This window comes from Nonomuraea sp. NPDC003707, from assembly GCF_053587055.1.
The window spans coordinates 27,443-46,924 of record NZ_JBSFNK010000043.1 but is presented as its reverse complement, the minus strand read 5'-3'; the positions used below and the strand labels follow the sequence as shown (position 1 = coordinate 46,924).

Genomic DNA, 19,482 nt, shown 5'->3' with positions numbered 1-19,482 from the left:
AATGCTCGGCTTCTACAGTTACGCGCAGGCGGATCCTGAGTTCTACGCGCCGCTGTCCTGGCTGCCGGACCCAGGGAGGCGTTTCGCCCCCAGGTCCGTCTCCGACGGCTGGACCTCCGCCACGCATGACGTGTGGACCAGGTGGACCCATCCCGACGTGGTCACGCCGGACCAGGGGTGGAAGGTGCACGTCTCCGCCCGCCTCGAACGCGCCGACCTCGTACTGGACGCGGTCGCCCGCGCCTGCCACGCGGAGCGGGTGGCCTTCAAGCACCTGTCGGCCGAGGTGTTCTTCCTGTTCATGCACCACAAGCACGGACCGAGGCCGCAGGCCGGCAAGTTCTGCGCCCTGTACCCCGACGAGCGGAGCGCCCTGCGCCTGATGGAACGGCTGGCCGGCGAACTCGCCGGGGAGGAGGGGCCCTACGTCCTGTCCGACCGCCGTTTCCGCGACTCGCGCACGGTGTACTACCGCTACGGCGCGTTCGAGGCGCGCGGCGGGCTGCGGGCGGATGGCGGCAGGGAGAGCCTGGTACGCGACGGCTACGGCCGCGACGTCACCGATTCCAGAGGCGTCTCCTTCACGCTGCCCCCAGGTATCGGCGACCCCTTCGCGAAGCCGGCCGGGCGGCCGCGCAACGGCCCGCCGGTGATCCACGGCTACGAGATCGTGCAGGTCCTCCAGCCCAGCAACGCCGGTGGCGCCTACGAGGCCAAGGACACCCGGACGGGCCGCACCGTGTTCATCAAGGAGGCACGCGCGCACAACGGCCTGTACTGGGATCGCAGCACGGCCGTCGAACGGCTGCGCCGGGAGCACCGCGTGCTCACCGAGTTGTACCAGGCCGCGCCGGACGCCTGCCCGCAGCCGCTCGACTACTTCCAGGAGTGGGAGCACGAGTTCCTGGTGACGGAGTTCGTCGCCGGAACACCGCTGCACACGTGGGCGGCGCTGCACTCGCCGCTGATCCAGGCCGGCAGGACATCGGCCGACTTCGACGCCTACTACGGCGAATGCGAGAGGGTGCTCGCCGAGCTGGACCAGGCGCTCGCCCGGCTCCACGGAGCCGGGTTCCGCTTCGGCGACCTCAACCCGCGCAACGTGATGGTGACCCCCGACGGCGTCAGGCTGGTCGACTTCGAGTCGTGCACCCACCGCGACGCCCCTCTCATCCCCATGGGGGCGGACGGCTACGCGCCGCCGGCCGGCTTCCCCCTGTCCGGCCCGTTCGCCTGGGACGAGTACGGGCTTTCCGCCATCGCGCTGCTGCTGGTCATGCCGATGCACGCGGTGGTCCAGCGCAGCCCCGGCAATCTGCGCTGGCTGCGCCGGGACGTCGGCAAGCACGCTCCCGTCCCCGCCGCGTTGTGGCAACGTGCGACACGCTTTCACGACGAGCGGGACACGGCGCGGACCGGCTCGCTGCCCGCTCCCGGGGAGCTCGACGAACGGCCACGCGAGAGTCTCAACCGGTTCGCCGACGAGGTCCGGCTGGGGCTCACGGACATGATCGACGCCGAACAGCTCGACCGGAACTTCCCCACCGTGCCACGGGGATTCGAGACGAATCTGCTCTGCGTCGCCTACGGCCTGGCCGGCATCCTGCACGCCTTGCACGTCACGGGCTCCGCGATCCCTGCCGGGCTGGCCGAGCGCCTTCGCGCCCGGGCGGTGGACCACGCGGGCGACCTCCCGCCGGGCCTGCACACCGGGACGGCCGGCGTCGCCTGGGTCCTCGCCGACCTCGGCCTGCTCGACGAGGCCGGTGACGTGCTCGCGCACGCTGCCCGCCACTCGATCCTGGAGACGGCGACGACCCTCGGCGAGGGGCGGGCCGGCGTCGGCATGGCCGCCCTGCGCATGCACCGCGGCACCGATCAGGCGCGCTTCCTGGACCTGGCGGTGACGGCGGGCGAGGCCATCGTCCGCGCCGGCGACCTGCGTCCCACTCTGGGGCCGGGCAACGCTCGCGGGCTGCTGCACGGCCGCGCGGGCATCGCCCTCTTCCTGCACCGGCTGAGCGCGGTGACCGGGAACGACCGCTACGCGCACGCCGGCAGGCGCCTGCTGCACGAGGAGCTCGACCTGGCCATCGAACTACCGGACGGCGCGCTCTCCTTCAGCGACAGCGACCAGACCCATCGCGGCCTGCCCTACCTGTTCAGCGGCTCGGCGGGGGTCACGCTGGCGTTGAGCCGGTACGCGGCGGGCCCGGACGACTTCGGCGACGCCCGGATCACGACGGCGCTGCCACGTGTCCTCAGCGACGTCCGCAAGAACTGCTGCGCCTTCCCCGGGCTGTACTGCGGCCTGGCGGGCCTGGCGTTCGCGCTGGCGGACCACGCGGAGCTCATGGACGATCCACGCTCGGCGGACGCCGCGCTCGACGTCGCCACCGGCCTCGTCAAGTACGCCGTCGGCGGCCGGCGAGGCGTGCGTTTCCTCGGCGAGGGCTCGCTGCGGTTCAGCGGGGAGCTCTGGAGCGGCGGGGCGGGCGTCCTGCTGGCCCTGCACCGGGTGCTGAACCGTCCAGCCGGCCATTTCCTGCTGCTGGACTGACCTGCCCCACCCTGAGCTCCCGGCCGGCGACCGCCGGCCGGAGAAGGTGTCGAGAGAAGGAAGGAGGTGTGTGACCCATGTCGGAAGTTCTGGCCCTTCAGGAGCTTGACGTCGAGCTTGCGGAGGATGCTCCCTGGAGCACGCTGAGCCTGTTCAACTGCAACAACACCAACTGATGCCGCCATCGAGGCGGATGAACGCGGGGCGTCCGATCTGACGCCGCGCCGAACGCGAGCGGCCGGCACCGAGACCAGCGGATGCCGGCCGTCTTGCTTCCCGGTCCCGCGTTCCCAGCGTTCGCACCGGTCTGCCGCCCACACTCGCCGGCCGGCCTGAAACTTCGGAGAATGGCATGACACGAGATTTCCGGCTCTTCCAGGGCGGCCAGGTCGCCTCGGCTTTCGGCTCGGTGTTCACGGTGATCGCGGTCCCCCTGGTGGCGGTGCAATATCTTGGCGCCTCACCCGCGGAGACGGGTTTCCTGGTCGCGGCGGGGAGCCTTCCCCTACCGCTCCTCGGGTTGTTCATCAGCAGCCTGGTCGACCGGCTGAGCTCCCGGCGGCGGGTGCTCATCGCGTGCGACCTCACGGTCGCCGTGGCCCTCGGCCTGACCATCGTGTCGATGCTCACCGGCAGGCTCAGCATCTGGGCGCTGGGCGCGCTGGTGTTCGTGATCGGCACGGTCGGCGTGATGGTGGAGACCCTGTACCTGGTCTACCTCAAGACCATCGTGGGCACCGGCGACATCGTCAAGGCCAGGGCCCGGCTCAACCGCGGCGAGTACGTCGGCGGGACGCTCGGCAGGGCGCTGGCCGGCCCGGCGGCGGCGCTCGGCCCCGTCGTCCCCTTCCTGGTGGACACGGTCTCGCGCCTGATCAGCGCGGGCACCACCGCTCTGATCAGGACACCGGAGCGGCCGGCCCAGCAGGCGCGGCAGGAACGCTCCTTCGCCCACGAGCTCGGCGCCGGGTTCAGGTCACTGTGGGGGCAGCCTTTCCTGCGCGCGCTCGTCCCCTTCCTCGTGGGCCAGCAGCTCGTCATGGGGATGACCCTCGCGCTGATCGCGCCGTACGTGTTGAAGGTCCTGCACGTCCCGGCGCAGTGGTACGGCCTGCTGTTCGTGCTCCTCGGCGTCGCCGGGGTGACGGGGACGTTCCTCAGCGAGCTGCTCTCGCGGCGGCTGAACACCGAACGGCTCACGATGGTGGGCCTGATCGGCGGCGCGATCGGCACCGTGGCGCTACCGCTGGCGGGCGGGCCCGTGCTCGTGGCGGCGATCACGGCGGGCCTGGGCATCGGGCTCCCGTACCTGTTCGGCGCGATCGCGAACGTCGGGCTGCTCGGCTTCGTCACGATCCGGATTCCCGAAGAGGTCCTGGGGCGGCTGTCGGTCAGCGTGCAACTGCTCACCGCGGCCGGCGCCTTCGCGGGGGCGCTCATCGGCGGGGCTCTGGGGCAGCAGGCGGGGATCGTCCCCACCTTGTGGGTCGCCTGCGGGGTGTCGGCCGTCAGCATGCTGCTCCTGCTTCCGGTGTTGCGGGTCATGCGGGCGGGCGACGACCGCACGCCGGACCACGCTCACGCGGCGGCGGCCGCCGTTCCGGTCGCCGAGGGCGGCGACGCCGAAAGGCCCGCATGAGCGCGCGGGCCTACCCGCCGGCCCGCCGGGGCGAGGACTCCGACGTCGTGCACGGACGGGTGATCCCGGACCCGTACCGCTGGCTGGAGGGTGACGGCGCGGAGAGCCGGCGCTGGCTGCGGGCGCAGCACGAGCTGACGGAGGAGTATCTCAGGTCGTCCAGGCCCCGGCCGTTCTTCGCCGACCGGCTCGACCGGCTGATGACACCGGGGACGGACTCCGCACCGGTCTGGCGCGGGACTCGGGCGTACTTCCTCAGCCGCCGCCCCGGACAGGAACACGCCGCGCTGTACTGCAGGGACGACGGCGGCGAGCGCGTCGTGTTCGATCCGGCACGCCTCGGCGGGCCGGGAAGCGCCGGCGCCACGCTCGACTCCTGGTCTCTCTCTTCGACCGGCCGCCTGCTGGCCTGCCAGGTGTCGCGGGACGGCACCGAGCAGGGCGTGCTGCTCGTCGCCGACCTCGTCTCGGGCGAGATCGTCGACGGGCCGATCGGCGGCGTCCGGTACCCGACCGTCGCGTGGCTGCCCGACGAGTCCGCGTTCTTCTACGTCAGGCGCGGTCTCGACGAGTCTCCGGGGGCCGTACGGAGCGTGTGGCTGCATCGGGTGGGCCGCGACGCCCGGAAGGACACGCCGGTCTTCGGCCTGGGCGGCGACGCCGGGACGAGCCATCGGGTCGCGCTGTACCACGGGCGCTGGCTCGTGGTGTCCGCCAGGGTCGGCACGGCCCCGTGGAACACGCTGCACCTCGCGGACCTGACCGTCTCGCCGCCCGACGAACCGCGGTTCCTGCCGATCCCGCTCGCCCCGGGGGCGCTCGGCTTCGCGCGGGTGAGCCGATCCGGCGAGATCTACCTGCACACCACCGGCGCGGCACCGCGGGGCCGCGTCCGCGCCATGGCCGCCCGCAACCTGGGAACGACGGCCGCGAAGTGGGACGGCCGATCCTGGAGGGACGTGGTGCCGGAGGACCCTGCCGCGGCGATCTCCGGATTCTCCCTGCTGGAGGACGACGGGACGGCCGCGCCCCGGCTGTTCGTGGTGCGCACACGCGACGCGGCGTCGGAGGTCACGGTCTGGGACGGCCGGTCCAGCCGGTGCCTGGACCGCGTCGCGCTGCCGGGCGCCGGGACGGTGCGCGAGGTCTCCGTACGGCCCGGCGCACCCGCCACCGCCTGGTTCACCTACACCGACTACACGACGGCGCCCACCGTCCTGCGGTACGCCGGACCTGCGGCGCGAACCGGCGCCGACCGGCGTACGACGTCCCAGGCGACGATCACCACGCGGCGGGAAAGCTATGTCTCGGCGGACGGCACCGAGGTCCGGATCTTCGTGATGGCGCCGGCGAGCTGCGCGTCCGGGCCGGATCGTGTCCGGCCGGCGCTGCTCACCGCCTACGGCGGCTTCGGCGCGGCCGTGACGCCGTCCTTCGAGCCGAGCGCCCTGGCCTGGGTGGAGGCAGGCGGTGTGTTCGCCGTCGCGTGCGTGCGGGGCGGGGGCGAGCAGGGAGCGGCCTGGCACCGTGCCGGCATGCGGGGGCACAGGCAGAACGCCTTCGACGACTTCCACGCGGCAGCCGAGTGGCTGATCGACCGGGGCTGGACGAGCGGTGACCGGCTCGGCGTGATCGGGGCCAGCAACGCCGGCCTGCTGGCGGCGGTCGCCGTGACCCAGCGCCGTGAGCTGTACCGCGCCGCCGTCTGCATCGCGCCGCTGGCCGACATGGCGCGTTACGAGCGCTTCGGGATGGGACCGGCCTGGCGCTTCGAGTACGGCAGCGTGGACGTGCCCGCCGAGCTCGACTGGCTGATGGCGTACTCGCCCTACCATCACGTCGTCCCGGGCGAGACGTACCCGTCGTGCATGTTCGTGGTGTTCGAGCACGACACGCGGGTCGATCACATGCACGCGCGCAAGATGGCCGCCGCCCTGCAGCACGCCGGCACCGGACCGGGCACGGTCCTCTTCCACGTCGCCGGCGGCCTCGGCCACCAACCCCGGTCCCGCCGCAAGGGGGTGGCCGTGGGCGCCGACGCGCTCGCCTTCCTCGCCGTGGAGACCGGCCTCATGCGCAGTCGGTGATCGCCACCGGCGGGCCTGACGACAGGCGGAGCAGCATCCGGGGGTCGGTGACGCCTCGCAGCACGCCCGCCTCGACGTGTCGCAACCCCTCCCCTGGCTCGATGCCAAGCTCGTCGATCAAAGTGCGGCGAGCCCGGTGATAGGCGCCGAGCGCGTCCCCGGGGCGGCCGGCCGTCCGCAACGCCACGATGAGCAGCTCCCACAGCCGCTCACGCAGCGGATGCTCGCCCACCAGACGCTCCAGACGGCCGACCGCCGTGTCCGTGACGCCCGCCGCCAGGCTCGCGGCGAACTCCCCCTCGTACGCCTGGAGCCGAAGCCCATCCAGATAGCCGATCTCGGCCAGAGCCCAACCGTGCACCTGGCAGTCCGACACCACATTCCCGCGCCACAGCGCCAGCCCCGCGCGCAGACTCCGCGACGCTTCGGCGAACCGCCCCTGCGCCGAGAACCGCAGCCCCGTCGTCACCGACTCCTCGAACCGTTCCCCATCGACGTCCACCGCGTCCGCGCGCAGCAGGTATCCGGGGGCCTGCCGCCGGATGGGCCGCTCGCCGCGATGCCGGGACAGGTCCGCGCCCAGCTTGGCGATGTGAGCGTGCAGCGTGCGTAAGGCCGTGGGCGGAGCATCCTCGCCCCATAAACCGTCCACCAGCTGTTCGGCGGTCACGACCCTGCCCGGGCTGAACGCCAGCAGCGCCAGCAGGCTCCTGCGCCGCGGGGGCAGCACGAGGGGGCGACCCCCACGCCGGACGTCGAGCGGGCCGAGCATCTTGATCGTCGAAGGGCCGGCCTGGTGACCACCAGGCTGGTCGAACGGACGGTACAACACCATGGACACCCTCCGATGACTGGTTCTGATGAGCGCGTCAGACGGCGGCGAACACCGCGGACAGCGGTCACACCGGGGATCGCCGGGAGCCACCCCCGGTCCACCGACCTGACTCCCTACAGGTCCGGCGTTCCATCGCGTTCCTCCGCGTTCCTCGGCGTTCCTCCGCGTCACACCCGGTCGGCACTCCGCATCCGGCCTTGATCGGTACCGCCAGGACGACTACCCTGATCGCCGTTCTGCCGGAAGGCGGGGGCCGCGCTGCTCGGCCACACCGCCATGGAGTTTGGGACTGACTGACTGACGATGAGCGCGGAAGAGGATTTCAAGCAGGTCGGCGCCGAGCTGGCCGACCTGGGTGTACGGATCTCCAGGATGATGGGGAGTCCCGCGCTCAAAGATCAGGCGGGGAAGGTGTTCGCGAGCCTGCAGCGCGACGGCGCGATGGTGTTCCGGCTGGTCAGGGACACCCCCGAACACACCGCCGCGCTCCAGCTGGCCGGCTCGTCCCTGTTCGACCCCTCGGGGCAGGGCAGGGCCATGAAGGATTGGGTGGTCGTGCCCCACTCCTCGGCCGAGACGTGGACGGATCTGGCCGAGGCCGCCCTCAGCCGCCCACGCTGATCAATGGTGCGGCCTATATCCGCGTCTGCCAACACTTCGGGCCCGTGGCAAGAACAGCTGACCGGCGCCTTTGAGATCCTGCTCGGCCGTCCGCCGGCGAGTTTCGACGCCGACGCCGTCTATGCGACGTTCTTCGGCGGCAACCTCATCAACGAGCTCGGCTTCGCGCAGGACACCGCCTGAATGAACCCGGACGCCCTCAGCGGCGCCGAGCCGGCCGTCCTGAAGAACTTACGGCGGGCTGGGAGCGGCAGACCCGCCGCGGTGCCGGACCGCAGACGGCGCGAGGCCACCTGCCGTCGGCACCGCGGCGGGTGCGACCGAGCCTGGCCGCACTGTCGGTCGGTCGATTGGTCGGTCGGTCGATTGGTCGGCAGGGCGATCGTTGGTCGGCGGGCCGGTCGGCCCAAGACCGGAGAGCATCGACTCAGCCAAGTCGGCCCCTCCGGCGGCCCATTCCCGCCGTATCCCGGTAGCACCCCCGTACTCCACTCCCGTAGCGGATCACCCGTTCGTCGCGCTCGGTCGGCTCCGTCTGGCCGGGACGGCTGAAAGTGTCGTACCCGCTGCCTACGATGCCGTGGTGATCGACTTCGACGGACTGAGCACCGACCGCTCCTGGCACCTCACCTGGTCCGGCGGCCGGCTCGACGAGGCCGTCTTCCGGCTGGCGCCGCACACGGCCTCCGGCCGCCGCGCGCTGGTGGAGCGGCTCGGCGCGGATGCGACCGACCCGGAGCTGTGGGAGGCCGCGCTGATCGAGGCGCTGCTCACCGACCCGGCCGCGGCCGACCTGCGCCGGCTGGAGTTACACCTCACCGACTTCCACCACTCCGCGCGCCGTGCCGCGCGGGCGCTCGCCACACAGCGGCGCGAGCGGCTGACCAGCCTGTACTTCGGCCACGACTTCACCTATCTGTACGAGCACAGCACCACCTCGACCGACGCTGCGATCGACCCGCTGAGCCGGCTGCACGAGGGCTTCACGGACGACTCGCGCAACGGCCTGTGGGACGCGCTGCCGGCGCTCCGGGAGCTGACCGCCGAGGGCGGACTGCTGTTCGACGAGATCGACGGGGACACGCTGACCTCGCTGACCGAGCTGCGGCTGCGCGGCGCGGTGCTCGCCGACGGCGCGGTCTTCCCGCGCAAGGCGCCCAACGTCGTCACGCTGGCCCTGGAGATCCGCTCGGACGTCTTCGGCACCGAGTGCCCGATCGAGCAGCTCGACGAGCTCGACCCGGCCGGCTACCCCGCCCTGCGGCACCTCGACCTGAGCCGCGCGGAGTTCGACGCCGGCAACTTCGGCACCCTCGAAGCGCTCGCCGGCTCCCCCATCCTCCCCCAGCTGGAGAGCCTGAAGATCAAGAGCCTGCAGATCCAGGAACACGAGACGGACGGCGACCCCCTCGAAGCGCTGACCCGGCTGGCCCCCACCTTCACCCACCTGGCCCTCTCCATCGCCGGCGAGATCAACGTCGAGGGCGCAGCCCGCGTCCTGTCTTTACAGACGTGCTAGCCACTGAGGTTGCACTCGTGGTGTCCCGCCACGACTTCTGCGGCCCACCAGGCGGGAGTTGGTCGCGCGCCTCCAGGCTCTCGGTGCGACGCCCACCCACGTGGGCCAGGGCAAAGTGCCGTGGACGGTCCTCACCGACCCCGAGGGCAACGAGTTCTGCGTCCTCGCCCCATCGTGCCACGGAGCCTTGACGACACCCCGACGCGTCATGTGCCATGGCCTCGGGTGGGTTGGGCTGCGGCGTCTCGGTAGCGGCGAGAGCTTGCGTGCAGGGGACGAGATCAACTGGCTGATGTCGGTCGACTCCACCACCGCTCTGCCCCTGCTCGCCCAGGCCCGCGCCGTCCTGGCCGCGGCCGTCGCCGCCGACCGAGCGGCCGGAGCCACCTGGGAGGAGATCGCCAGCATCCTGGATGTCAGCCCTGACACCGCCGCCCGCCGCTACCGCACCTGACAGCGGGCCGACCACGGCGTTCAGTCGAAAAGAAACGAGTCGCCAAGAGCGATTTCGGGCGGAGACCCAGTCCGCGGCCAGCAGCCCACGGGGCTCGCCGAAACCATAGGGGGTCCAGGTCGTCACGTTGCATACTGCGGGCGTCCGGTGGGCCGGTAGACCTGGAGCGATATGCCCTTCGGGAAAGCGCGCGAGTCGACCAGGTCGAGCGCGATGTCCGGGCCGGAGTCGGGGAACAGCCGCGTTCCCTGCCCGACGACCACCGGGACGATGAGCAGATTCATCTCGTCGACAAGGTCGTTCTCCAGCAGCCAGCGGATCAGTCTGCCGCTGCCGTGCACCTGCAGCTCACCCCCAGGCTTGTCCTTCAGCTCTGCGATGGCGGCTGCGACGTCTCCGGACAGGACGGTCGTGTCCGCCCATCGCGGTTCGGTGAGCGTGGTCGATGCCACATATTTGGGCCGCGTGTTCAAGGCATCCGCGATGGGGCCGCTACCCAGATCCATCGTCCCCCAGTAGCCGGCAAAAAACTCATACGTCCACCGGCCGAACAGGAACGCGTCGGCACGCTGGTAGATCTGGTTGACGAGCGTTCCGGCCTGGTCGTCAAAGTGCCGCAGGGCCCACCCGTCGCGCTTGAATCCGGCCATGCGCTCCTCCTTCGACGGGCCGTTTCCCTGCATCACCCCGTCGACGGAGACTTGCGTGGTGGTCGTCAGTTTCATGATCGTGGTTCTCTTTTCGCTGGTCTGGTCGACGGCCGGTTCGACCGGCCCACCGAACTGATTTCACGGCTTGTAACGCTGGTAGCGCTCTCGACTACCGGACATCAGGCGACTTCGTGGCCTGGACTGGCTGTTCGACTCACCTCGACCGCGTTGCGCTTCAGGTCCTCCCACGCACTGCCGCCTGGCACGGCTTCAACCTCGCCGCCCCCGGGGTGCGGTGGGAGGTGGGGATAGTCGACCCTGCCGCCTCCTGGTCACGGCCGCCGTCGACCGTTATCTCGACCGGACCGGGCGTCAGGACCGGTGACGAAGCCGTCTAGGAGAACCGAGTTAGCCGCGATGATTTGATTCATGACGTCCACCTTGTGCTACGAGCTCGCTGGCGAAAAGATGCATATGTCACCCGGCGAACAGTGAATTCCGCCAGTGGCGTCCTGGATCGAGTGGACACCGACTGCGGATTCTTATGCCTCTGGTGAAGGGGCGCCGGGATCAGCGGCGCACTTCGCCGCGCCCGCTTGGCGCCGTAACCCGAAAAAGCAGTGGCCGCGCGGGCTCGGGGCCACATACGTTCACCGCCATGATTGACGCAAATTTCGGGCATCCGCGCCTCGCCGCCATCTACGACCCACTCGATCCGGACCGCAGCGATCTCGACGCGTATCTCGCGATGGCGGAGGAGTTCGGCGCGCGGTCCGTGCTGGACGTCGGGTGCGGTACGGGCGTGTTCGCGCTGCTGCTCGCCGAGCGCGGGATTACGGTCACCGGGATCGATCCCGCGCGGGCGTCCGTCGACGTCGCGCGTGGCAAGCCGGGCGCGGAGCGGGTGCGCTGGCTCGACGGCGATGCGGGGGACCTGCCGCCCATGCAGATCGACCTGGTGACGATGACCGGGAACGTCGCCCAGGCGATCGCCGATCCGCAGGCATGGCGTACGACGCTGCGCGGCGCGTACGAGGCGCTGCGGCCCGGCGGGCGGCTTGTCTTCGAGACGCGCGATCCGGCGCAGCGCGTGTGGGAGGAGTGGGCGGCGTGGACGCGCGAGACCACGTACCGCATGACGGACATCCCGGGCGTCGGGCATGTCGAGACCTGGGCCGAGCTGACGGACGTGAGCCTGCCGCTGGTGAGCTTCCGGGGTACGCACGTGTTCGCTGCGGACGGGGACGTACTGACTTCGGAATCGACACTTCGCTTCCGCGAACGTACGGAGATCGAGCGGGACTTGCACGAGCACGGCTTCGTCGTCGAGGACGTACGCGACGCACCCGACCGTCCGGGCAGGGAGTTCGTGTTCGTGGCGCGGCGCGATACCGCGGAGCCCGTCCCTCCCGGAATGCCCTAGGGAGCGTGCGCACCACACAGCGCCGGGCAGACGGGACTTTGACCCGGAGGGCAACGAGTTCTGCGTCCTCGCCTCATCCTGACGCGGAGCCTTGACGACACCCGACATGTCATGTGCCATTGGCCCCGGGCGGGTTGGGCTGCGGTGTCTCGGTCGATTCGGGCGGCGAGATCAACTCGCCTGCCAGCTGAAGCGCCAAGTCACAATGACGGCTGGTCGTTCGCTGCGGTCACCGGAGGGAAGCGGGCTGACGCCGAACGCCAGGAGTTTCGCGAGGGGTTACGGCTCCAGGCCGCGGAGCGGTTCGCTCGGGATGAGGCGAGTGCGCTGATCGCCAAGGACCTGCGGTCAGCGTCCGGTCGGTGCAGCGGTGGCGGCGGACATGGCCAAGGGCCCGGCTGGGAGGACCAACGATGGACGCTCACCCGTATCAGGACGTTGATCAGCCGGTCTGGTCTACACCAGAGTGTCCAGCCGAGATACAGGTAAAACCGGTCATGAGTCGATCTTGGTACCTGTTTCCGCAGGCAGGCAGGCAGGCAGGCAGGCAGGCAGGCAGGCGGTCAGCGGTCAGCGGTCAGCGGTCAACCGTGATCAGCTTGAGGGGCGTCTTCCTTGTCTTGGCCTGACCGCAAGCTGTAGCGGCGGGTGGTCTCCAGGCGGGCCGGGTGGGCGGGCGCCCGGACGGTGCTTCGTAATCTCGGAAGCGGATCAGGGCACCTGCGAGGGGCCGGAGTACGCAATCTCGGAAGTCACACCTGGAAGTCTGCTTCCGAGATTGGGTCGATCTCGGAAGTAGGGTCAAGACGGCCGGGCGGTCGGATCACCAGCACTCTGCCGCCCGCGACCGCGGCGGTATCGGCGATCGTTGGCAGAGGTGCGGCGTTCGAGCGGATCGGGCGGGTCGGGCATAGTGGCCTCATGAAGTATGTGTTGCTGATCTGTGACGATGAGAAGGTGTCGCCGTCCATGGAGGAGATTGCGGCGGACCCGGCGCATCAGGCGTATGGGGCGGAGGTGGATCGGCGGGGAGCCATTCTCGGTGGTGCGCGGTTGCGTCCGGTGGCGGATGCGACGACGGTCCGTGTCCGCGATGGGGAGACGCTGGTGTCCGATGGCCCGTTCGCGGAGACGAAGGACTTCATCGGCGGTATTGACATCATCGAGTGCGCCGATCTGGACGAGGCGATCGCGATCGCGGCACGGCACCCCTACGCGAGCCGGGGTTGTGTCGAGGTCCGCCCCGTGTGGGAATGACCGCGCCGGAGGCGGTTCGTGCCGCGGTCGATGCGGCATTTCGGGACGAGTGGGGCCAAGTGGTCGCCACGCTGATCGGGCTGACCGGGAACTGGGACCTGGCGGAGGACTGCGCGCAGGACGCGTTCGCCGCCGCGTTGGCGACGTGGGCGCGCGATGGCGTTCCGGCTCGCCCGGGTGCGTGGCTGACGACGACGGCCCGTCACCGGGCGACCGATCGGCTGCGGCGGGACACGGCGGGGGCGGCGAAGTTGCGGCAGCTTGCTGTGCTGGAGCGGGATCCGATCGAGCCGTCGGCTGAGGAGATTCCGGACGAGCGGTTGCGGCTGATCTTCACGTGCTGCCATCCCGCGCTGCCGTTCCCTGCCCGGGTTGCCCTGACGCTACGGACGCTGGCGGGGCTGAGCACGGGTGAGATCGCCAAGGCGTTCCTGACCGCCGAGCCGACGATGGCGCAACGCCTGGTGCGCGCCAAGCGCAAGATCGTCGAGGCCGGGATACCGTACCGGGTTCCACCGGCGGAGCTCCTGCCGCAGCGGCTGACAGCTGTCCTCGCGGTGCTGTACCTGATCTTCAACGAGGGCTACGACGAAGAAGACGGGCGCAGGGCACTGGCCGCTGAGGGGATCCACCTCGCCCGGACGCTGGTCCGCCTGATGCCGACCGAGCCTGAGGCGCGCGGCCTGTTGGCGTTGATGTTGCTGCTCGAGGCCCGGCGCGCGCATCGCATCGACGACGGCGTGCTGGTCCCGTTGGAGGACCAGGACCGATCCCAGTGGGATCGCGCGCTGATCGCCGAAGGCCTTACGACGCTTGACGACGCGTTGGCCGTGCGGCGCTCCGGGCCGTATCAGGTGCAGGCCGCGATTGCCGCCTGTCACGCCACAGCGCCCGACGCCGCGGCTACCGACTGGCCGCAGATCGCCGCCCTCTATGCGGAGCTCATGCGGTTGGCGCCATCTCCCGTGGTGGACCTCAATCGCGCCGTGGCGGTCGCGATGGCCGACGGCATCCCCGCCGGACTCGCCCTCGTCGACGATCTCACCGAGTCCGGCGAGCTCGATGGCTACTACCTGCTGCCCGCGACACGGGCCGATCTTCTCCGCCGGGACGGCCGCCTCGCCGAGGCCGCGACATCCTACGAGGAGGCGCTGAAACTGGCGCCGACCGACGCCGAACGTCGCTATCTGACGGGTCGTCTTTCCGAGCTCTGACCAGCGCAAAGGCCATCGCGGCCGAATTTTCGAAGTTTCTTCCCGGTCGATGTCGATCCCGGGCGGCCTCCTTCGTCGGTGGGGCGAAACCACCCAAGAGAGAGGCAAGGACGATGCCGGACACCGAGTACCTGACCGCCACCATGACCGTCGACCGGACGCCGGAGCAGGTCTTCGAGGCCATTACCAACGTCCGCGGCTGGTGGAGCGAGAACCTCATCGGCCACTCTGCCGCCCTGCACGACGAGTTCGTCTTCACCGACGACAGCGAATACGCCGGTGAGACCGTCCGAGCCAAGAAGGGCCTCCGTTTCGCCCGGTTCCAGATCACCGAGTTCGTGCCCGGCCGGCGGGTGGTCTGGCACGTCGTGGACTCCGACAACACCGGCCTCGACGACCGTGACGAGTGGACCGACACCAACGTCATCTTCGACATCACCACCGACGCGCAGGGCACGACGCTGCATTTCACGCACGAAGGCCTCACCGCGGCCGAATCCGCCTGCTTCGAAGCGTGCTCGCGCGCCTGGACCTTCTTCATCACCAAGAGCCTGCCGCAGCTGCTCACCACCGGCGCCGGTCAGCCCATTGTGAGCTACCGCCGGTGAACCGCCGCGAACTGAAAGACACCGCACCCATGTCTGACGCGCAAAGCCCCGTGGAAATCGCCGCTAGTCCGCTGACCTCCACGCGCCAGCAGAAGCCGGGCCCTCGCCAACGGCTCGTACTGGTACTGGCGTGCGCCGCCATGGCGATGGTGGGCCTCGACATCGCCATCGTGAACGTGGCCCTGCCCTCGATCCAGCGAGACCTCAGCATCAGCCAAGGCGGTTTGCAGTGGGTTGTCGTCGCCTACGGTCTCCTGCTCGGCGGATTCCTCCTCGTCGGTGGCCGGATGACCGATCTGCTTGGACGACGCCGCGTCTTGCTCGCCGGCCTTGGCTTGTTCACCGCCGCGTCGCTGGTGGCGGGCGTGGCGCAGCACAGCGGCGTGCTGATCGCGGCGCGTGGGCTCCAGGGGTTGGGCGGTGCACTCATCGCACCGGCAATCCTGTCGCTGCTGGCTGTCACCTTCCGTGCAGGGCGGGAACGCAATCGGGCTCTCGGCATCGCCGGAGCCGTCGGCGGAGTAGCCGGAACGGCGGGCGTTGTCGCGAGCGGTCTCATTGCCGCTGGTCCGGGCTGGCGGTGGGCGTTCTTCATCAACGTTCCCGCCGGCCTCGCGCTCATCGCACTCGCCATCACCTGTCCTGCGGCCGATGAGCCCCGTGGCCGTTCCGGGCGGCTCGACGTCGCAGCGGCCAGCACGGTGACCGGCGGACTGCTGACATTCGTCTACGCACTCCACCATGCCTCCACCCACGGATGGACCTCCGCCGGCACACTGGCGTGGTTCATCGCGGCCGGCGTGCTGATGGCCGTGTTCGTGTGGTCGGAGAAGCGTTCACCAGCCCCGCTCGTGCCGGCCGGGGCGCTGAGGAACCGCACGCTCGTCACGGCGAACCTCACCGCGCTGCTCGCATTCGGCGCGTTCTTCTCGTTCATCTTCCTCGGATCGCTGCTGATGCAGCAGAAACTCGGCTACTCAGCAGCGCGAACAGGTCTGTCGTGGCTGGCCACGACAACGACCGGGTTCGGGGTCGCGTGGGCCGTAGGCCGTCTCGCAGCCGCCGTGGGCGTCCGGCGTCTGCTGGTAACCGGCCTGACGCTGGTGACCGTCGGAGTGGTGTGGCTTACTCGGGTCCCCGCCGACGCCGTCTACCTCACCGACCTGCTTCCGGCGTTCCTGGTCGCCGGACTCGGCTTCGGGGTCTGCGGGCCCTCGCTCCAGATCGGCGCGCTGTCCGGTGCCACCGAATCGGAGTCAGGACTCGTATCGGGCTTGCTCGAGACAATGCGCGAGATCGGCGGCGCGGCAGGCGTCGCCGCGGTATCCACAGTCCTCGTAGCCGGAACCGGCCTCGACGGCTTCCACACCGCATTCGCCGCTATCGGTGTCCTCGCCGGTCTCGGAGCCATCACCGCGGCAACCGGATTCCGGCGCGGCACCTAACCGGTTGCCGCCCCGGCCTGCACCCGCACACGCTGGGGACGGGGACGGCCACCGCGTGATCATCATTGTTTGTGACGACAACCTGGCCTTCGTGCACCTGTGCCACCACGCCGACCCCAACGGCCAGGCCCGCCTCGGCGTCTTCTTCGCCGCCACCCGCTGGACGGGAGAGCTTGTCAACGCCGAGCCCGGCAAGTGCGGCAAGCTCGATTGGTTCGACCTCAACGACCTGCCCGACGACGTCCGTCACCTACATCCGCACCGGCATCGACGCCTACCGCCACGGTCACGCCTTCAGCCTCGACGGTTGGCCCGCCGGGCACAGCGCCTGACACCGGGGCCAGCCGCCCCGTGCGCGGCGGCAGGCCCGTCTCAGGCCGCCTCCTCCCGAGGTCGAGCTGTACCTCCATGCCTTCCAGCGGGCCGTTCAGGTCGTAGATGTAGTCGCCAAAGCGGCGTACTTTGTCCTCCTGGTAGGGCGACATGATGGCCACGTCGGCGCGATGCACCGTCTCACCCTCGCGGAGCAGCAGCCAGCGCCGGGTATCAAGTACCCCTAACCCGGGGCCTGCAGTGGGCATGCCGCACGTTCTCAAGATCGACTCATGGCCGGTTTTACCTGTTTCTCGGCTGGACCCGATAGTTCGGCTTGCCTTGATCAACCTCAGATAGCCTGACAACGCTAGATCAACTTTACCCGTCCGAACGGGACAAACCCGTTGCCGTCAATGTGTGAAGGTGACACCGATGTTGAACTACGGCCTTGATATGTCCGGCATTGAGCTCGACGTTGCTCTGCCCGACTTGGTGGCTGAAGGGGATGAGCTCGACGCCCTGGTATCAGCGCAGGCCGACTGGTCGACGCCTACTCCGGCAGCGGGGTGGACGATCGCCCACCAGATCGCTCATCTTGCTTCAGCTGATGCGAACGTTCTCATCGCTATTCGGACCCCGGAGGCGTTCGACGCTGTGCTGAAGCAGGCGGAGGCCGCGGGCAGCCAATACGCTGATCTCGACGCCGCCGCGGGAGCGGCCAAACCGCGATCGGCGCTGCTGGAGCAATGGCGCGCCGGTCGAACCGAGGTGGCGGCGGCGCTACGTGACGTTCCGCTGGACCATGGGGTTCCGTGGTACGGCTCGCAGTTGACCACAGCCCTCATGGTGCCGCTTCGACTGATGGAAACGTGGGCTCACGGGCAGGACGTTTTCGATGCGCTGGGTGTCTCACGCCGTCCGACAGGTCGGCTCCGGCATGTGGCCTCGTTGGGCGTGGTGGGGCGAGAGCTGTCGTTCTACGCTGCCCAATTGCCTGTTCCGGCAGGGCCGTTCCGTGTCGAGCTGACCGGTCCCGACGGCCAAAACTGGGCATGGGGCCCAGAAGATGCCGTGCAACGGGTTCAGGGCAGTGCCCTCGACTTCTGCCTTCGAGTCACCCACCGCAGGTCCCGAGCCCAGACCGACCTCACGGCGGTCGGCGACGATGCGCAGACGTGGCTTGACATCGCTCGCGTTTTCCTCTGACGCTGGGCGCGGCCCCGGCCGGGGCCGCCCCATCGCAGACCGGGCGGCACTGCGTGGTGCGCACCTCGCACGACGCCGAGACGACCTGCCACGCCGGCTTTCGCAAGGCGATCGCGGGCGCATCACCGACGCCCCTGACGACGCTTCCAGACCGCCGCGCTCGAACAGCTCCGTGACTGCCACGAGCGCACCGGCATCGGCCTCATCCTGAATTGCCTCTGTGGCGCGAGTCGGTGTCAGCTCTCCTGGCACAGGGACGTACCTGTGCCAGGGCGGTGCTAGGTTGCGGTGGCATGGCGACATCCTCCCGGCAGAAGCCGCCGTCCCTTTATGTGATCGATGAGGACTTCGTTCCGCCCGATCGGGGTGACGAGCAGGAAGGGCCTGCGTATGCGGTTCCCGCTGGTGATCCGGACGAGGCCGTACGGCTCTTGCACCACTACCGGCGGCTGATGGCGCAGATCCTCGGATACGAGGAGGAACTCCCCGAGCCCGCGAGCGAGGAGGACCTCGCCGCGGTGGAGGAGAAGCTCGGCGTTGTCCTGCCTCCAGACCTCCGCGCGCTGTACGGCATCGCCGACGGCGACGGTGACCTCGTCAACCCGCTGTTCGACCGGCACGAGTGGCTCCCTCTTTCCGAGATCGGCGAACAGGATGACGAGTGGCTCGACATCGCACAGGAATGGCAGTACGAACCCTGGCGGCAGACGGTGTTCGATACCGAGCCCCCGAATACCGTCCGCAGGTCGCCGCTGCGTCCGGGCTGGATCCGGTTCGCGTTCGACACCGGCGGCAACTGGCTCGCCGTGGACCTGGATCCCGGGCCGAACGGTCGTCCCGGACAGGTCATCAAGGTCGGAGTCGACTACACGAACGGGCCGACGTACGTCACCGACTCGGTGACCACGTTCCTGCGCCGTCTGGTGGAAGCGCTGGAACGCGGTGACTACCGCCATCACGACAGGAGCCTGTGGATCGACGCGGACCTGCCGGATCTGCCCGGCGAACACTCCACGTACAGTGACAGGCGGCCCTCCCTCGCGCAGGCCATGCAGGCCGGTCCACGTGTGCAGGAGGTCCGGGTGGTCGACGTGGAGGATTGCGCGTTCCTCGCCGCGGTGCCCGACGTGTGTTCGCTGGCGCTGTCGAGCAAGGGTTCGCCCGACCTGACCCCACTCGGCGGCCATCCGGTGGAGTATCTGGAGCTCGATGTGGAGTCGCCCGACCTGACGGCGCCGGCCCGAAACCGGGAGCTGCGTTCGCTGTCGATCACCTGCGCGCGGCCCGTCGAACTGGCTCCGCTCCGTACGGTGCCGAACCTGTGGGCGCTGGACATCGCGGCGGCATCCGTCGCCGACATCACCACGGTGACCGAGCTGAAGGGACTGCGGTACCTGGAGGTGACCCAGGACCAATGGCGGGAGCTGTCGGAACTCGACGACCTGCCGCCGCTGGCCGTCGTCGGCATCCACCCCCGCCGCCCCGAACGCGAGTGGCCGCTCTCCACAGACTGGGTCACCGTTCATGACGAGCCGCCTTCGCCAACAGCCTGACCCAGCGCCCGGATGGGCCGCTGAGCAGGTGAGGGTGTCGTTGTTGCGGCGGGTCGGCCCGTGGTCGGCGACGGCGGCGTAGATGTCCACGAGTTC

At 69.8% G+C, this 19,482-nt stretch carries 18 protein-coding genes and 1 pseudogene; 16 read left to right on the top strand and 3 right to left on the bottom strand.

From position 1 onward, the window contains the following. The first annotated feature begins 1 nt into the window (after position 1). The 4 genes from lanKC to ACWDRB_RS57405 all read left to right on the top strand — a co-directional run bounded on the left by lanKC (position 2) and on the right by ACWDRB_RS57405 (position 6,286). Entirely contained in the window at positions 2-2,560 is a 2,559-nt protein-coding gene (gene lanKC, locus ACWDRB_RS57420) for a class III lanthionine synthetase LanKC (RefSeq protein WP_449909707.1), read from the top strand. Between the two features lie 77 nt (positions 2,561-2,637). Continuing rightward, positions 2,638-2,736, top strand: a complete 99-nt coding sequence (locus tag ACWDRB_RS57415) for a class III lanthipeptide (RefSeq protein WP_350730711.1) — start codon at positions 2,638-2,640, stop codon at positions 2,734-2,736. Between the two features lie 176 nt (positions 2,737-2,912). Next, positions 2,913-4,199: an MFS transporter gene (locus ACWDRB_RS57410; protein WP_449909704.1), complete on the top strand. Its 1,287-nt coding sequence runs from the start codon at positions 2,913-2,915 to the stop codon at positions 4,197-4,199. Beyond that, the gene (locus ACWDRB_RS57405; protein ID WP_449909701.1) at positions 4,196-6,286 is read left to right on the top strand and encodes a prolyl oligopeptidase family serine peptidase; all 2,091 of its coding nucleotides are present in this window, start codon (positions 4,196-4,198) and stop codon (positions 6,284-6,286) included. The genes ACWDRB_RS57410 and ACWDRB_RS57405 overlap by 4 nt, the downstream gene beginning before the upstream one ends. On the opposite strand, the gene ACWDRB_RS57400 is transcribed toward ACWDRB_RS57405, so the two are convergent. Further along, positions 6,270-7,121 (bottom strand): AfsR/SARP family transcriptional regulator, encoded by an 852-nt coding sequence (locus ACWDRB_RS57400; RefSeq protein WP_449909698.1) that lies wholly within the window; start codon positions 7,119-7,121, stop codon positions 6,270-6,272. The two genes, ACWDRB_RS57405 and ACWDRB_RS57400, sit on opposite strands and share 17 nt — an antisense overlap. Positions 7,122-7,424: 303 nt before the next feature. On the opposite strand from ACWDRB_RS57400, the gene ACWDRB_RS57395 reads away from it, so the two are divergent. The 5 genes and pseudogenes from ACWDRB_RS57395 to ACWDRB_RS57375 all read left to right on the top strand — a co-directional run bounded on the left by ACWDRB_RS57395 (position 7,425) and on the right by ACWDRB_RS57375 (position 9,715). Further along, a complete protein-coding gene (locus ACWDRB_RS57395) occupies positions 7,425-7,742 on the top strand; it encodes a hypothetical protein (protein ID WP_449909695.1) in 318 nt (105 codons plus the stop codon). A 3-nt stretch (positions 7,743-7,745) separates the two neighbouring features. Continuing rightward, a complete protein-coding gene (locus ACWDRB_RS57390) occupies positions 7,746-7,925 on the top strand; it encodes a hypothetical protein (RefSeq protein WP_449909692.1) in 180 nt (59 codons plus the stop codon). Positions 7,926-8,325: 400 nt separating this feature from the next. Beyond that, on the top strand, positions 8,326-9,261 hold the full coding sequence (locus tag ACWDRB_RS57385; protein WP_449909690.1) for a hypothetical protein: 936 nt from the start codon (positions 8,326-8,328) through the stop codon (positions 9,259-9,261). Positions 9,262-9,288: 27 nt separating this feature from the next. Further along, positions 9,289-9,433: pseudogene (locus ACWDRB_RS57380) on the top strand (VOC family protein); the annotation flags it as partial. A 90-nt stretch (positions 9,434-9,523) separates the two neighbouring features. Beyond that, positions 9,524-9,715 (top strand): hypothetical protein, encoded by a 192-nt coding sequence (locus ACWDRB_RS57375; protein WP_449909838.1) that lies wholly within the window; start codon positions 9,524-9,526, stop codon positions 9,713-9,715. A gap of 122 nt (positions 9,716-9,837) precedes the next feature. On the opposite strand, the gene ACWDRB_RS57370 is transcribed toward ACWDRB_RS57375, so the two are convergent. Next, positions 9,838-10,440, bottom strand: a complete 603-nt coding sequence (locus ACWDRB_RS57370; protein ID WP_449909688.1) for a dihydrofolate reductase family protein — start codon at positions 10,438-10,440, stop codon at positions 9,838-9,840. Between the two features lie 583 nt (positions 10,441-11,023). On the opposite strand from ACWDRB_RS57370, the gene ACWDRB_RS57365 reads away from it, so the two are divergent. From ACWDRB_RS57365 to ACWDRB_RS57345, 5 genes are all read left to right on the top strand, one after another. Beyond that, positions 11,024-11,788 (top strand): class I SAM-dependent methyltransferase, encoded by a 765-nt coding sequence (locus ACWDRB_RS57365; RefSeq protein ID WP_449909685.1) that lies wholly within the window; start codon positions 11,024-11,026, stop codon positions 11,786-11,788. A gap of 921 nt (positions 11,789-12,709) precedes the next feature. Beyond that, positions 12,710-13,045: a YciI family protein gene (locus ACWDRB_RS57360; protein WP_355196208.1), complete on the top strand. Its 336-nt coding sequence runs from the start codon at positions 12,710-12,712 to the stop codon at positions 13,043-13,045. Further along, a complete protein-coding gene (locus ACWDRB_RS57355) occupies positions 13,042-14,259 on the top strand; it encodes an RNA polymerase sigma factor (protein WP_449909681.1) in 1,218 nt (405 codons plus the stop codon). The genes ACWDRB_RS57360 and ACWDRB_RS57355 overlap by 4 nt, the downstream gene beginning before the upstream one ends. A 113-nt stretch (positions 14,260-14,372) precedes the next feature. Next, positions 14,373-14,867 (top strand): SRPBCC family protein, encoded by a 495-nt coding sequence (locus ACWDRB_RS57350; protein WP_449909678.1) that lies wholly within the window; start codon positions 14,373-14,375, stop codon positions 14,865-14,867. Continuing rightward, on the top strand, positions 14,864-16,312 hold the full coding sequence (locus ACWDRB_RS57345; protein ID WP_449909675.1) for an MFS transporter: 1,449 nt from the start codon (positions 14,864-14,866) through the stop codon (positions 16,310-16,312). The genes ACWDRB_RS57350 and ACWDRB_RS57345 overlap by 4 nt, the downstream gene beginning before the upstream one ends. A 221-nt stretch (positions 16,313-16,533) precedes the next feature. Here the strand turns inward: ACWDRB_RS57345 and ACWDRB_RS57340 are convergent, their stop codons facing one another. Then, positions 16,534-16,821, bottom strand: coding sequence for a hypothetical protein (locus ACWDRB_RS57340; protein ID WP_449909672.1), 288 nt, complete (start codon positions 16,819-16,821; stop codon positions 16,534-16,536). Between the two features lie 238 nt (positions 16,822-17,059). On the opposite strand from ACWDRB_RS57340, the gene ACWDRB_RS57335 reads away from it, so the two are divergent. Together ACWDRB_RS57335 and ACWDRB_RS57330 are read left to right on the top strand one after the other, a co-directional pair. Beyond that, positions 17,060-17,833, top strand: a complete 774-nt coding sequence (locus tag ACWDRB_RS57335) for a TIGR03084 family metal-binding protein (RefSeq protein WP_449909669.1) — start codon at positions 17,060-17,062, stop codon at positions 17,831-17,833. A 293-nt stretch (positions 17,834-18,126) separates the two neighbouring features. After that, positions 18,127-19,386, top strand: a complete 1,260-nt coding sequence (locus ACWDRB_RS57330; protein ID WP_449909666.1) for an SMI1/KNR4 family protein — start codon at positions 18,127-18,129, stop codon at positions 19,384-19,386. The last annotated feature ends 96 nt before the right edge of the window (positions 19,387-19,482 follow it).

What these genes read in the sequence shown, in the direction of transcription:
- lanKC (WP_449909707.1), top strand. Translation starts at nt 2, where the DNA reads ATGCTCGGCTTCTACAGTTACGCGCAGGCGGATCCTGAGTTCTACGCG.
- ACWDRB_RS57415 (WP_350730711.1), top strand. Translation starts at nt 2,638, where the DNA reads ATGTCGGAAGTTCTGGCCCTTCAGGAGCTTGACGTCGAGCTTGCGGAG.
- ACWDRB_RS57410 (WP_449909704.1), top strand. Translation starts at nt 2,913, where the DNA reads ATGACACGAGATTTCCGGCTCTTCCAGGGCGGCCAGGTCGCCTCGGCT.
- ACWDRB_RS57405 (WP_449909701.1), top strand. Translation starts at nt 4,196, where the DNA reads ATGAGCGCGCGGGCCTACCCGCCGGCCCGCCGGGGCGAGGACTCCGAC.
- ACWDRB_RS57400 (WP_449909698.1), bottom strand. Translation starts at nt 7,121, where the DNA reads ATGGTGTTGTACCGTCCGTTCGACCAGCCTGGTGGTCACCAGGCCGGC.
- ACWDRB_RS57395 (WP_449909695.1), top strand. Translation starts at nt 7,425, where the DNA reads ATGAGCGCGGAAGAGGATTTCAAGCAGGTCGGCGCCGAGCTGGCCGAC.
- ACWDRB_RS57390 (WP_449909692.1), top strand. Translation starts at nt 7,746, where the DNA reads ATGGTGCGGCCTATATCCGCGTCTGCCAACACTTCGGGCCCGTGGCAA.
- ACWDRB_RS57370 (WP_449909688.1), bottom strand. Translation starts at nt 10,440, where the DNA reads ATGAAACTGACGACCACCACGCAAGTCTCCGTCGACGGGGTGATGCAG.
- ACWDRB_RS57365 (WP_449909685.1), top strand. Translation starts at nt 11,024, where the DNA reads ATGATTGACGCAAATTTCGGGCATCCGCGCCTCGCCGCCATCTACGAC.
- ACWDRB_RS57360 (WP_355196208.1), top strand. Translation starts at nt 12,710, where the DNA reads ATGAAGTATGTGTTGCTGATCTGTGACGATGAGAAGGTGTCGCCGTCC.
- ACWDRB_RS57355 (WP_449909681.1), top strand. Translation starts at nt 13,042, where the DNA reads ATGACCGCGCCGGAGGCGGTTCGTGCCGCGGTCGATGCGGCATTTCGG.
- ACWDRB_RS57350 (WP_449909678.1), top strand. Translation starts at nt 14,373, where the DNA reads ATGCCGGACACCGAGTACCTGACCGCCACCATGACCGTCGACCGGACG.
- ACWDRB_RS57335 (WP_449909669.1), top strand. Translation starts at nt 17,060, where the DNA reads ATGTTGAACTACGGCCTTGATATGTCCGGCATTGAGCTCGACGTTGCT.
- ACWDRB_RS57330 (WP_449909666.1), top strand. Translation starts at nt 18,127, where the DNA reads ATGGCGACATCCTCCCGGCAGAAGCCGCCGTCCCTTTATGTGATCGAT.